This is a genomic window from Psychromonas sp. SR45-3 (assembly GCF_014163575.1).
In the GTDB taxonomy this organism is placed as follows: domain Bacteria; phylum Pseudomonadota; class Gammaproteobacteria; order Enterobacterales; family Psychromonadaceae; genus Psychromonas; species Psychromonas arctica.
In genome coordinates, this window is record NZ_JACJDP010000002.1 from 50897 (window position 1) to 63703 (window position 12807).

The 12807-nt window shown below is 37.6% G+C and carries 12 protein-coding genes; 4 read left to right on the forward strand and 8 right to left on the reverse strand.

Features of this window, described 5'->3' with window-relative positions:
• Positions 1-74 precede the first annotated feature (74 nt).
• Together H5084_RS01550 and H5084_RS01555 are read left to right on the forward strand one after the other, a co-directional pair.
• Positions 75-488, forward strand: coding sequence for a hypothetical protein (locus tag H5084_RS01550; protein ID WP_028867550.1), 414 nt, complete (start codon positions 75-77; stop codon positions 486-488).
• A 353-nt stretch (positions 489-841) separates the two neighbouring features.
• Complete coding sequence (locus H5084_RS01555; RefSeq protein ID WP_051368947.1) at positions 842-1537, forward strand: hypothetical protein; 696 nt, start codon at positions 842-844, stop codon at positions 1535-1537.
• A gap of 84 nt (positions 1538-1621) precedes the next feature.
• On the opposite strand, the gene H5084_RS01560 is transcribed toward H5084_RS01555, so the two are convergent.
• The 4 genes from H5084_RS01560 to ahpC all read right to left on the reverse strand — a co-directional run bounded on the left by H5084_RS01560 (position 1622) and on the right by ahpC (position 4787).
• Positions 1622-1780: a YqaE/Pmp3 family membrane protein gene (locus H5084_RS01560; protein WP_037070811.1), complete on the reverse strand. Its 159-nt coding sequence runs from the start codon at positions 1778-1780 to the stop codon at positions 1622-1624.
• Positions 1781-1856: 76 nt separating this feature from the next.
• A complete protein-coding gene (locus H5084_RS01565; protein WP_028867548.1) occupies positions 1857-2102 on the reverse strand; it encodes a hypothetical protein in 246 nt (81 codons plus the stop codon).
• Between the two features lie 326 nt (positions 2103-2428).
• A complete protein-coding gene (ahpF, locus tag H5084_RS01570) occupies positions 2429-4024 on the reverse strand; it encodes an alkyl hydroperoxide reductase subunit F (RefSeq protein WP_182689329.1) in 1596 nt (531 codons plus the stop codon).
• 205 nt (positions 4025-4229) lie between these two features.
• Positions 4230-4787, reverse strand: coding sequence for an alkyl hydroperoxide reductase subunit C (ahpC, locus tag H5084_RS01575; protein WP_028867546.1), 558 nt, complete (start codon positions 4785-4787; stop codon positions 4230-4232).
• A 664-nt stretch (positions 4788-5451) separates the two neighbouring features.
• On the opposite strand from ahpC, the gene proB reads away from it, so the two are divergent.
• Positions 5452-6555, forward strand: a complete 1104-nt coding sequence (gene proB / locus H5084_RS01580) for a glutamate 5-kinase (RefSeq protein ID WP_028867545.1) — start codon at positions 5452-5454, stop codon at positions 6553-6555.
• Between the two features lie 130 nt (positions 6556-6685).
• On the opposite strand, the gene fruA is transcribed toward proB, so the two are convergent.
• Genes fruA through fruB form a run of 3 tightly spaced genes read right to left on the reverse strand, consistent with a single transcriptional unit; the run spans position 6686 to position 10633 of the window.
• Positions 6686-8446 (reverse strand): PTS fructose transporter subunit IIBC, encoded by a 1761-nt coding sequence (gene fruA / locus H5084_RS01585; RefSeq protein ID WP_182689330.1) that lies wholly within the window; start codon positions 8444-8446, stop codon positions 6686-6688.
• Positions 8447-8476: 30 nt separating this feature from the next.
• Positions 8477-9499: a 1-phosphofructokinase gene (gene pfkB, locus H5084_RS01590; RefSeq protein WP_182689331.1), complete on the reverse strand. Its 1023-nt coding sequence runs from the start codon at positions 9497-9499 to the stop codon at positions 8477-8479.
• Between the two features lie 3 nt (positions 9500-9502).
• The gene (gene fruB, locus H5084_RS01595) at positions 9503-10633 is read right to left on the reverse strand and encodes a fused PTS fructose transporter subunit IIA/HPr protein (RefSeq protein WP_182689332.1); all 1131 of its coding nucleotides are present in this window, start codon (positions 10631-10633) and stop codon (positions 9503-9505) included.
• Between the two features lie 260 nt (positions 10634-10893).
• Between fruB and cra the strand changes: the two genes are divergently transcribed.
• Positions 10894-11874, forward strand: a complete 981-nt coding sequence (gene cra, locus H5084_RS01600; RefSeq protein ID WP_028867541.1) for a catabolite repressor/activator — start codon at positions 10894-10896, stop codon at positions 11872-11874.
• Positions 11875-12012: 138 nt separating this feature from the next.
• Here cra and H5084_RS01605 read toward each other — a convergent pair whose 3' ends face one another.
• Entirely contained in the window at positions 12013-12636 is a 624-nt protein-coding gene (locus tag H5084_RS01605; protein WP_182689333.1) for a PEP-CTERM sorting domain-containing protein, read from the reverse strand.
• Positions 12637-12807 lie beyond the last annotated feature (171 nt).

The following is a 12807-nucleotide window of genomic DNA, read 5'->3' on the forward strand; positions in this document are numbered from 1 at the left end:
TGAAATAAAACAACATAGGCAACGGTCTTGATATGTTCTGTATTAAACCGTTTAACATTTTTAAGGATTTCCCTATGTCACAACCTGTTTCAGCAAACCTACAAAACCGCCTTCAGTGGTCACTTTTTTCATTACGCTTAGGTATTTTTATCGTTTTCTTTATGTGGACATTAGATAAATTTATCAATCCAGCACACAGTGCGCTGGTTATGAAAGCATTTTATGGTATCAATGGAGTAAGTGATACCATCTTTTATATTCTTGGCGCACTACAACTGTTGTTAGTTCTTGCATTTGTTGCTGGCATCAAAAAACGCCTTACTTACGGTATTATTTTATTAATGCACGCTGCATCCACTTTTTCTTCATTCCCTCGCTACATTGACGGTTTCAATAACCTATTATTTTTTGCTGCGTGGCCTATGCTTGCGGCTTGTATTGCGCTTTATCTACTAAGAGATGCAGATGTAAAACTAACGGTTAAGTAGTTTTTACACCTAAGTTAATCTTATCAATTGATCGCTAACTCAATGATCTATAATGGGTTAGCGATTGTTGTAAGTTATTTTTAAAGTAATTAGATATTACCGTTTGAGACTAAACAATAAATCCAAGCAAATAATCCAACAAAAACTAATACAGTTAACAATAAAAGACACACAAAAAAAACACAAAAAAACACAACAAAAATCACATGTTACGATTATTTTTCTTTACTTTTTCATCATTTAAATGGTGTGATTTTTTGTTTGTGAAGATATAATATTGCGTCTCATTAATAAAGTAGAACGGAATCTCGCATTAAGGACAATACACCATACTTTATTTTAGCGGAGTAACTATGTCATCTGATTTACGCATCATCCTAAAAGGCTTTCAACAATTTTTGCTGTTATCTCTTTTAGTGACCTTACCTATTTTAGCTCTTGCCTTTGATCTTATTTATATGCAGCACGGTGTGATCAACTTAGATCAAGGTATCTCTGAGTATTCAGCAACAGAGCTTTTACAGGAAACTTTATTATTTTGTACCACCTTATCTTTTACCTATACCGCTTATAAAGACCCTTCAGTCAGACATTTCAGTGTGCTTATTGCAGGCTTTTTTGCCTGTATGTTAATTCGGGAACTTGATGGTTTACTGGATACTATTCAACACGGCTTTTGGGTTTACCCTGCTACGTTGGTTGCTTTATTGTCGATTATCCATGCTTTAAAAGCCCCTGAAAAGACATTAAGCGCCTTCGCTAGATTCGTACAAAGTCGACACTTTATTAGTTTAAGCATTGGCATGACATTATTACTGGTCTTTTCACGTATTTTTGGAATGGGTGAATTATGGCAAGGCATTTTAGGTCCCGATTATGAGCGCCTTATAAAACGCGTGGTAGAGGAAGGGTTGGAGGTATTAGGCTATACCGTCATATTTTATGCTGCTATGGGATATTTAAAGAGTTTTTTAGCTGGACGGCAAGCGACAACTAAAACAGCAGATGAACAACAATTATATTCAGAACACATTGTCTGTTCTGATTAGAAAGCATCAAAAAAGTACTATAAAAAAGCCATAAATGGTCCTATTTATGGCTTTTTTGCACTTCTTTTATTACCTAAAAACACTTTATCTGGTTGTAAGCCATAACGCATGAATAATGCCGGGTACAAAAAAGAAAATACTAAGAACAAGATTAATAATAAAATCTTTCCCTAGTCCAAATTTTAGAAAAACAGCCAAAGGTGGTAATAAGATACAGATGATAATATTTAGTAATTGATTCAAAATACTCTCCTAATTAAATATAATGGCTTAATAAAATAAAAATAAGTTATGTAGATTACCCATAATCTATATTCATTTAAGATGTAGAAAAATTTTTCCTTTTACAATACGTTTTTTGTTTTTGTAAGCCTTTTAACTTTGCTCTTAAAGACTGCCCTCTTTTTTCACTATAACGATTTTCCATTGCAGTTTTAACTTTAGCAATTTTATTATCAATCTGCGCACATGAGTGGGCATTAATTTTTTCATTATCTCCCGCAAAGACAACATGAGATAAGAACAAGAAGGCAAAAGGTACCCCTAATTTATTTAAGATTAACATATAATTACCTCAAAAAGATGAGACTCTTTTTATAATAAGCTTATCAAAAGAATAACCAAATGATGATTAATAGCCAATATTAAATATTAATACATACCAATTTATTATAAAAAATCATACCAATTACCAGTAGAAAAATTAGTAGTAGAACTTATATCTGTTTATGTAAATGATGATTGAGCGTATTAATGAGTAACTTAAATTCAAAGGTGAATAAACAAAAAAAGAGCGTGTAACCTGCACAATAACAGGAGACACACTCACTTGATTTTAATTATTTATAGTTAAAATTATCTAATAACTTTAACTTAATCATAAAACATAACTTAAGCAACTTGTTCCGATTTTGAAAAAGGCGCAGGTGTTCTAATTAAGTGGTCAAAGGCACTTAAGCTCGCTTTTGAACCCTCGCCCATCGCAATAATAATTTGCTTATAAGGTACGGTTGTTACATCACCTGCAGCAAATACACCCGGTAACGATGTTTCCCCTTTAGCATTCACTTCAATTTCACCACGAGCAGATAAAGCAACACCGCTGTCTTTTAAGAAATCACTATTTGGTACTAAACCGATTTGCACAAAGATCCCAGCAAGCTCAATTTGGTTTTCTTCACCACTCACACGGTCGACATAGTTGAGAGCAGTCACACGAGTACCATCTCCAATGACCTCTGTTGTTTGTGCACTTTTAATAATAGTCACGTTAGCCAGACTGTTTGCTTTGTTTACAAGTACCTGATCTGCTCGTAGTGTATCTGCAAACTCTAATACTGTTACATGCTCAACTAACCCTGCTAAATCGATAGCTGCTTCAATACCTGAGTTACCGCCACCAATTACCGCTACTTTTTTGCCTTTAAATAATGGGCCGTCACAGTGTGGGCAGTAAGCAACGCCTTTATTACTGTATTGCTCTTCACCGGGTACGTTCATTTTTCTCCAGCGCGCACCAGTCGATAAAATGACACTTCGGCTTTTCAATATTGCACCGCTTTCCAGCTCGACATGAATGTAACCATCTTCTGTTTTTTCAGCAGCAACAACTGCACTGGCACGTTGCTCATTCATAATATCAACGTCGTATTCTTTTACATGCTCTTCAAGTGCAGCAGCTAATTTAGGGCCTTGTGTCTCTTTTACTGAGATGAAGTTCTCAATCGCCATTGTATCCATGACTTGTCCGCCAAAACGTTCAGCAACGACGCCAGTACGAATACCTTTACGTGCGGCATAAATGGCAGCTGATGCACCCGCAGGTCCACCGCCTACAACTAATATTTCATAGGGTTGTTTCTCATTCAATACCGCGGCTTTTTTCTTAGCTGCTCCTGTATCAACTTTGCTTAATATTTCGCTTAATGTAATACGGCCTTGGGTAAAAACTTCACCGTTTAAAAATACACTGGGTACTGCCATAATATTACGTTCAGCGACTTCAGCTTGGAAGGCTCCACCGTCAATCATGGTTGTGCTAATCTTTGGATTAATCGCAGCCATCATATTTAATGCTTGTACAACATCAGGACAGTTTTGACAGCTTAAAGAAATAAACACTTCAAAGTTGAACTCACCTTCTAAGTTTCTTACTTGCTCGATCACTTCTGAGTCAATTTTCATAGGGTGACCACCGCTATGTAACAGAGCCAGCACTAATGATGTGAATTCATGACCCATTGGTAAACCAGCAAAACCGATAGCGGTGTTTTTAGCTGGATTAACCACTTGCATAATAGGTTTACGTTCACTTGCAGCGGCATCTTCAATCACAGTAATTTTATCGTGTAATGAAGCAATATCAGTTGCTAACGAGTGTAATTTTGTTGCCGTTTCACTGTCATCAAGGCTTAATACTAATTGTACGTCTGTTTTTAAGTTTTCTAGGTAAGCTTTAAGCTGGGTTTTCATATTTTGATCTAACATAATGTCACCTTTATATTTTGGGGCTGTATTTATTTACGCTTAGTTAAAAACGTAATGAGCAATTTTGGTTAATTTAAAAATCGACTCTCTGGTCAACAAGGCTTTATAAAAATCTATTTTTAAATGACCTCAGTCGATAGGACTAAGGTCTATTATTACTAAGCAACGTATAGGTTACTTAGCTTTTAGGTTTAGCTCTGTAGACTTAGATTTTACCTACTAGGTCTAATGAAGGTGCTAACGTTGCTTCACCTTCTTTCCATTTAGCAGGACATACTTCACCTGGGTGTGCAGCAACATATTGCGCCGCTTTCACTTTGCGCATTAGGTCTTCAGCATCACGACCAACACCTTCAGCAGTAACTTCTAGTGCTTGCACAACACCTTCTGGATCCATCAAGAACGTACCACGGTTTGCAAGGCCTTGACCTTCACGCATCATACCGAAGTTATTTGTGATAGCGCCTGATTGGTCACCAACCATGAAGTAGTTAATTTTACCAATGGTGTCTGAACTATCGTGCCATGCTTTGTGGGTGAAGTGCGTATCAGTTGATACAGAGAAAACTTCTACACCACGTTTTTGTAATTCTTCGTAATGGTCAGCAACATCGCCTAACTCAGTAGGGCAAACAAACGTAAAGTCAGCTGGGTAGAAGAAAAAGATAGACCATTTACCTAGTACGTCTTTCTCAGAAATCTCTACGAATTCACCTTGTTTAAATGCAGTCGCGTTAAATGGTTTAAGTTTAGAATTGATCATTTTATTATTCCTATTAAGTGAGTTAGTTACATTAATTGGGCTCGTTCTGCGAGTCCATGGAAAGCATTGTGTAGCAAATCGATTGATAGGTAAAATTGTTAATTTCAATTAAATTAATAGCCAAAGCAAATCAAAGTAACATCGATAGAACGTAAGATAAAGCTGCTAGCTAGAAAGAGGGGTAGTTAAAACACAGATAGCGAATAAAGTGGGGACTTAAAAAGATTATTACAGGTAGATGATTTTAGAGATAAAAATGTTTTGAGTTATATCAATAAAAAATAAAATTTAGAATGATTTTTAAAATACAAAAATAGCCTCACAGGCCCATGATTAGTGTAAAAGCAGCATATTTAGGAATAAACGTATTTAATTCAAACAAAAATCAAACAAAATATAAGCATAATTTTGTGATATACTACACAAATCATATGGAATTACTTCATCTGAGTAACCTTTAAATCAACTTAGTAAGGCAGGACATAGAATAATGACTCTATTGAGAAGTTATAATATATCAACCACGCTTCCCCCACCAAGATCCAGCACTTTTCCAAACTAAAAATAACTATAAAATTTTCAATGCGACAAATCGCTTCTTACTCTTGCGATTGATGTTGCACATTTATAAAAAGAGTAATGCAGTAAAGTTAAAAGAGAAAATATGAAAAATCATAAATGGAATCGAATTGTACTTAAAGTCGGTAGCGCACTCATTGCACCAGAGAGAAAAGGTTGTAGTTCACGCTACTTATTACATATCGCCAAATTTATATTACAGTGCAGAGATATGGGCATTGAAGTTATTCTTGTCTCTTCAGGTTCAGTTGCAGCTGGCGCACACTTTTTCGGTGAAATAGAAAACCCATCTCTCCCAATAAAAAAAGCAATGGCCGCAGCAGGTCAAAATGAAATGATGGCAGCATGGGATCGTTTCTTTGATTTCCCTTCAGCACAAATTCTTTTAACGCATGGTGATTTCCAAGATAGAGAGAGATATGACAGTGTGCGTGAAACTATCTTCGCATTGCTCGAACATGGCATTTTACCCGTTGTTAATGAAAATGACGTAGTAACAACAGATGCATTAAAAGTGGGTGATAACGATAATTTATCAGCAATGGTTGCAGCGGCGGCAGATGCAGACGCATTAATCATATGTTCTGACATTGACGGCTTATATAATAAAAACCCACATACTAATGACGATGCGGTGATGATTAAAAACGTGAGTGCTATCGATCAAAGCATTTACGATATGGCCGGTGGCGCACATAGCAGCGTTGGTACTGGTGGTATGCAAACTAAAATAGAAGCAGCTGAAAAAGCAACATCACATGGTCTTACTACCTATATAATCAATGGCTTTAAAGAAAGCTCCTTTGAGCAGTTAATACTGGGTAATAACCCCGGTACTGTTTTTGCACCTTATGCAAAACCAATGGAAGAAGATTTACATTGGATGACTCATACATCAAGAGCACAGGGTGAAGTTGTTATTGGAGATGGATTTGAATACCCTCTACATGAAAATAGTGACCAGCTAACGAGTAATGAAATAGTTGAAGTGGTCGGCGAATTCTCAGCCGGAGATACTATTTTAATTCGTAGTGATGATGGTAAACACTTGGCTAAAGCTGAAGCGAACTACAGCAGCTGTTTACTTAACTTCATTTCAGAACATGACAATCAAGATGATGAGAATGAATATCTGCATCAAACGGGTCCGTTAGTATCAGATAAGAATATTGCAATACTAGACCAATAAAGCGATAAGTTTAGGGCTAAAACTCATCATAAAAGCCCCTGTAAATAAAAAGGGAGCTTACGACTAATATCGTAAGCTCCCTTTTTTTATTGAGTGATTTAAAAACTCACTTATATTTTTTAAGCTTGTTTTAAACTACAACAGCTTGTTTTACTTCTTCTTTATTTTTCAAGAAAGCATAGGTGAAACCTGTTACAGCTGTACCCGCTGCGATTGCCACTAAGTATAATAATACCGGTGAGATTGCATTTGGAATCAACAGAACAAATAAACCACCGTGCGGAGCGAGTAACTGTGCGCCGAACAACATAGATAAACCACCCGTTAATGCACCACCAGCCATACAGCTTGGAATAACACGCATCGGATCTTTTGCTGCAAATGGGATTGCACCTTCAGAAATAAAGCATAACCCTAAAACAAATGATGCTTTTCCGGCTTCACGTTCACTATCAATAAATTTTTTCTTCGCAAGGAAAGTTGCTAAGCCCATACCAAGCGCAGGCACCATACCGGCAGCCATAATAGCAGCCATTGGACCGTATGATTGAGAAGCTAATAGACCTACACCAAATGTGTATGCCGCTTTATTAACAGGACCACCTAAATCGAAACACATCATACAGCCTAATACTATTCCTAATAGAACAGCATTAGTTGACCCCATATTAGTTAGGAATTCAGTAAGTGCAGCCATAATGCTAGCAACAGGACCACCGACAATATAAATCATCACTAAGCCAGTGAATAGACTCGCTACAAAAGGAATGATCAAAATAGGTTTAAGGGCTTCCATTGATTGTGGCAATGACACTTTATCCGCAATAAATTTAGCTGCGTAACCTGCGATGAAACCCGCTGCAATCCCCCCTAAGAAACCTGCACCAAGTTGGCTTGCTAACATACCACCAATTAAACCCGGTGCTAAACCTGGGCGGTCGGCAATCGAGAATGCAATAAAACCAGCCAATACGGGGATCATTAATGCAAAAGCAGCACCACCACCAATATCCATCAAGGTTGCAGCAATCGTGCCTTTTTCTTTAAATGCTTCAATACCAAATACAAACGAAAGCGCAATCAACAAACCACCCGCAATAACAACAGGCAACATATGTGAAACCCCTGTCATAAGATGTTTATAGACGCCCTTCTTCTCTTCACTTTGAGATGAGTTTACGTAACCGCTTGCTTGAAAAACTGAAGCTTGTGAAAAAGCTTTAGTGATTTCTTGCTCGGTTTTTTTAAGTGCTAAACTAGTGCTTGTTTTGTACAGACGTTTACCATTAAAACGTTCAAGTGGTACTTCGATATCAGCAGCAATAATCACTAGATCCGCATCAGCAATATCCTGATCCGTTAATTGATTCTTTGCACCTACCGACCCACGTGTTTCTACTTTAATAATATGCCCTTGGCGCTTAGCTTCACTCTCTAACGCTTCAGCAGCCATAAAGGTATGTGCAACTCCCGTTGGACAAGCTGTGATAGCAACAATTTTCTTTGCACTATTACTGTCAGAACTATTCATTGCAGCAGTTGAAGCAACGATTGCACCTTTACTAGCTTTAGCAGCAGTTAACTCTTGAGCTGAATTAATTGCATTACCCAACCAGGCTTGTGGATCTTCCGTACAATCAGCAATCGCACCTTGATATACTTTTTTACCAACAAAACGTGTCGTATCGATATCGCTATTGGTGGCGATAATAATCGCATCGGCAGCAGCAATAACAGCAGCAGTTAAAGGCTCAACAGGTAATACCGTTGATTGGCACTCTATCGATGCATTAATGTTTAACTTTTCACTTGCTTGCTTTAATAAACCAGCAGCAATGATACTGTTTGCTACGCCACTTGGACATGCAGTTACAATAGCTATATTTTTCATATTCAATCCTTAAATTAGTTATTGGCGTATTTACACGCTTGTTGAAATAGGGTTATTGTGAGTGATCTTTTTTTGTAATTCAGTTACTGCTTCAAGATTAGGTACGCCTACGCCTACTTGCGTCACAGCAAGGGCGGATAGCGCGGTAGCAAACGATAATGTTTGTTCTGCTTGCCACTGTTTCATGTGTCCCCAACAAAAACCTGCTACTAACGTATCTCCAGCTCCCACAGTACTAACAACATTCATTTTTGGTGGTTGGGCGTAGCGCCACAAGGTGTTGTTTTGGTCATTTTGGCTGTGTTGGTTTTTTGGCTCATCTTGCGCAGTGCTGTCTAACCACATCACTCCTTTTGAGCCCAATGACACAACGATATTTTGAATACCCTTGCTGGCCAGATCCTGTGCCGCTTGTTGGCAAGCTTTAGGCGTATTCAATTCACGTCCGATAAATTCTGATAGCTCTTCATCATTGGGTTTAATTAACCATGGGTGTGCATCTAAGCCAGCAGCTAACGCAGCTCGGCTACTATCAAATATGACTTTTTTACCCAGTTGATGTAGCTTTTCTATCCAACTTGCACACAGTTCAGGTGAAATACCTTTAGGTAAACTACCTGCAAGCACAAAAAACTGATGCGTTTCAGCTAACTTAAATAAAGCAGTTTCAAATTCACCAATAGCTTGTTCAGAAACTTCAACACCTGGGAAATTAATATCACTCACTTGGCCATTTTTTTCGACTAGTTTGACATTAATACGCGTTGAACCATCAACACGGATAAACTTATCCTGAGCATTCATTTCGCTAAATAAGGTACAAAACAAGACTTCATTATCACGCCCTAAAAAACCAGTGACAGTCACCTCTGCACCTAAATCAGAAAGTACTTTTGCAACGTTAACGCCTTTACCTGCTGCATGTAATGAACCAGTATTTGCTAAACTTACCGAGCCAGTATTTAAGGTATCCAAACTACCTGTTAAATCTAATGCAGGGTTCAATGTGATAGTGACCACTTTATTATCTTCAATCGCATGTTGATTAGTCATGATTTACCCCTCACTCAGGCCAGAAGCAATCGCTTCACCAATACCTACTAGCGCTTCTTTTGCATCAGGCCCCTCTGCGGTAAATTGTAATGAGTTACCGTGTTTAACCCCTAAACCAATCACTTTCATCAGACTTTTTGCATCAACGAATTTATTTTCGCCATCAATATTTGATACTTTAATTGCTGATTTATATTTCTTAACGGTTGCCACTAACATTGCACTAGGACGAGCATGTAAACCGTGTGCATTTTGAATTTTGAACGTCGCGACATTATCGCCATCAACAGAGACTTGTTGTACTGAACCGGAGAACAAAGCGACTAATTCAGCGGCAGTGGAGGTGAAAATTTTTGTTTGTTGCTGCTCAAATACCAACTGGCTAATGGTGTTTAACAGCGTACGATGTGAATCATTACAAGCAGCAATAGCAATGACGGCCTTTACTGGTAATCCTTTATATTCGCAGGCTTCGCTAGTCGTTAAAATAGACATAGCAGAACGTTTAACGCCTTGGTCTCCACTCACTAACCACAAGCCATTACCTAGATGTGTGACCTCTTTTGTGACTAACTCAGCAACAAATTGACTTTCTACACTACCACTATTTTTTAATAGGCCACCTGCGACAGCGCTCATTTGAATCATGTCAGTCGCTGGGAAATTTAAATGTATTAAAGCGGGGTTGAAGTCAGCTTCAAACTGCACTTCACCGTTTAATAACTTGATGATGTCATCTTTTGTTTTAGCTTGTTTTAATTTACCTTCTACATCATCAGCAGATAACACTTTAGTTAATTGCTTTAAAATACCTAAGTGTTCGTCAGACTTAGCAGCAATACCAATTGCGACATAAGCTACATTTCCATCCCCCCAATTCACCCCTTCAGGGAAATGATGTACCACAACACCGGTTTTATTCACCAAATCTCGTGTATCTGTTGTGCCATGAGGAATCGCAATGCCATTACCTAAAAATGTTGAATTTTGTTTTTCTCGGTTAAGCATGCCAGTCACGTATTGCTCCGCCACTAAACCGTTATCAGTCAGTTGCTTAGCAATTGCTTTAATGGCAGTGGTTTTATCACTTGCGCTTTGTTGTAAGGTTATATCGTTATTAGTTAGTGTCAGCATCGGTCTTAACCTCTCGCTCTATTAATGAATTATTCGCTATTAACGCTTTACTGAATCGATTCAGCAAAACATTCAAAAAATTTTCAATAAGCTTATAAAATAATAATTAATACGTTACGCTGGTCTCAATTATTGCAAACTTTAAGTCTTACTGAATCGTTTCAGCTTTCATAGTGAATCGATTCAGCATATAATGCAACTACTAAACATATTAGACTTGCATTAATTTGATCTTGTCGACATAAATAAGGATCTTAACCATGACATTAGATAATATTGCCAAATTAGCAGGCGTATCAAAAACCACTGCAAGCTATGTCATTAATGGTAAAGCCAAGAAATATAGGATCAGTGAAAAGACGCAACTGAGGGTAATGGCGGTTGTTAATGAACACAATTATAGTCCTGACCATGCTGCGTCAGCCCTGCGTGCTGGTAGTAGCCGATCTTTTGGGCTGATCATTCCAGATCTTGAAAACAGCAGTTATACAAAATTAGCCAAATTACTCGAATCTAATTCTCGTAAAGCAGGTTATCAAATACTGATTGGATGTTCAGATGATGATCCAGAAACAGAGAAGAACTTAGTAAAAGCATTATTGAGTCGTCGTATTGATGCGCTTTTTGTTGCGAGTTCATTGCCTGATGGCAGCGAGTATTATTTGAAAATACAACAGCAAGGCACGCCCATTATTGCCCTTGACCGCGCCTTAGATGATGAATATTTTGGCTGTGTGATCAGTGAGGATTTTGATGGTGCTTATGAATTAACAGGATCCATGATCACTGAGCATGTAAAGTCTATTGGCCTGATTGGCGCCTTACCTACATTAAATATCTCTCGTCAACGTCACGCAGGTTTTAAAGCGCAAGCCGAAAAACAAGGAATAACCTGTACTTCTATTTATGGCGAGCACTTTAATAGTGAATCTGGCAAAGCCGCTTTTAAACAATGGGTAGCAGAAGACAAAATACCAGATGCCATTATTGTGACTTCTTATACGATGTTGGAAGGTATTTTAGATGTGTTAATTGAGCAACCAACGCTCATGCAAACAGTCAAACTAGCTACCTTTGGTGATAATCGCTTGTTAGACTTTTTACCGATTAAAATTAACTCTTTAGCACAGCAATTCGAACTGATTGCAGACAGTGCACTGGAACTAGGTTTAAATGCATCAGCTAAACGTTATCAAACGGGATTAGAGTTAATACCAAGGAAAATTATAATTCGAGCATAGAACTGGTATGGCACAGAGGGAGCTTTGAAGCTTTGAATCTTTGAATCTTTGAATCTTTGAATCTTAAAAACAATAAAGCACCAAACTTTCGAGTGGTGCTTTTAAGTAAAGCTTAATTTATAAATTAAGCTTATTAAATTAAGCTTGTTTTTTGAATCGACGTGATGCTAAGCCAATAAGCGCTAGACCAAGGATAATCATTGTTGATGGCGCAGGTACTGCCGTTACAGCTGTAATTGTGGTTGAGAAATAGGCATTTAAATCAGTATAAGATTCAGATGACCAAATCCAATCTGCATTGGCATCAACACCACTTCTTAACCCCCAAGGTCCGATTCCATTATAAGAGGTACCTAATAAACTAGTGCTAGCAGTTGTATAGTTATTCCAACCAGTCGTGCTTACATTCCAATCAACATTATTAGTTAATAATTGTGCCAAACCGTTGTTAAACACGTGATCATTAGTATCTATACTAAAATCACCTAAAAATCCGGCTATATAGCCCCAGTCTTGCGCTTTAACATGTAGATAATAGTCTGTTCCTGCCGTTAAATTAGTACTAAAAGTGTCCGTTACAGTCCAATCATTACCAGAGACTAATAAAGCACCTTGTACGTTATCATCGGTGCTTAAATATGCAGAAAATGTATTATCCACATTTAAGTTCCCGGTCAGTACACTTGCATTCGCTATATTAAATAAGCTCGCAATTGAGAAAATCATGCATGTCACTATCGATTTCATTGATTTCAATTTCATAAAGTACTCCTTTACTTCCCTTGTTTACGTTTTATAGGGAATAGTTAAACAACAATATACCTACAAAGGAGCAAGTAACGATCCAACTTTAACAATTGCTTAAATATCAACCATGTAATTACCCATAATTAGTTACCTACAATTAAGTTGTAAATAAAGCTGACACTTCCA

What these genes read in the sequence shown, in the direction of transcription:
- ahpC (WP_028867546.1), bottom strand. Translation starts at nt 4,787, where the DNA reads ATGATCAATTCTAAACTTAAACCATTTAACGCGACTGCATTTAAACAA.
- H5084_RS01550 (WP_028867550.1), top strand. Translation starts at nt 75, where the DNA reads ATGTCACAACCTGTTTCAGCAAACCTACAAAACCGCCTTCAGTGGTCA.
- cra (WP_028867541.1), top strand. Translation starts at nt 10,894, where the DNA reads ATGACATTAGATAATATTGCCAAATTAGCAGGCGTATCAAAAACCACT.
- H5084_RS01555 (WP_051368947.1), top strand. Translation starts at nt 842, where the DNA reads ATGTCATCTGATTTACGCATCATCCTAAAAGGCTTTCAACAATTTTTG.
- ahpF (WP_182689329.1), bottom strand. Translation starts at nt 4,024, where the DNA reads ATGTTAGATCAAAATATGAAAACCCAGCTTAAAGCTTACCTAGAAAAC.
- pfkB (WP_182689331.1), bottom strand. Translation starts at nt 9,499, where the DNA reads ATGACTAATCAACATGCGATTGAAGATAATAAAGTGGTCACTATCACA.
- fruB (WP_182689332.1), bottom strand. Translation starts at nt 10,633, where the DNA reads ATGCTGACACTAACTAATAACGATATAACCTTACAACAAAGCGCAAGT.
- fruA (WP_182689330.1), bottom strand. Translation starts at nt 8,446, where the DNA reads ATGAAAAATATAGCTATTGTAACTGCATGTCCAAGTGGCGTAGCAAAC.
- H5084_RS01605 (WP_182689333.1), bottom strand. Translation starts at nt 12,636, where the DNA reads ATGAAATTGAAATCAATGAAATCGATAGTGACATGCATGATTTTCTCA.
- proB (WP_028867545.1), top strand. Translation starts at nt 5,452, where the DNA reads ATGAAAAATCATAAATGGAATCGAATTGTACTTAAAGTCGGTAGCGCA.
- H5084_RS01565 (WP_028867548.1), bottom strand. Translation starts at nt 2,102, where the DNA reads ATGTTAATCTTAAATAAATTAGGGGTACCTTTTGCCTTCTTGTTCTTA.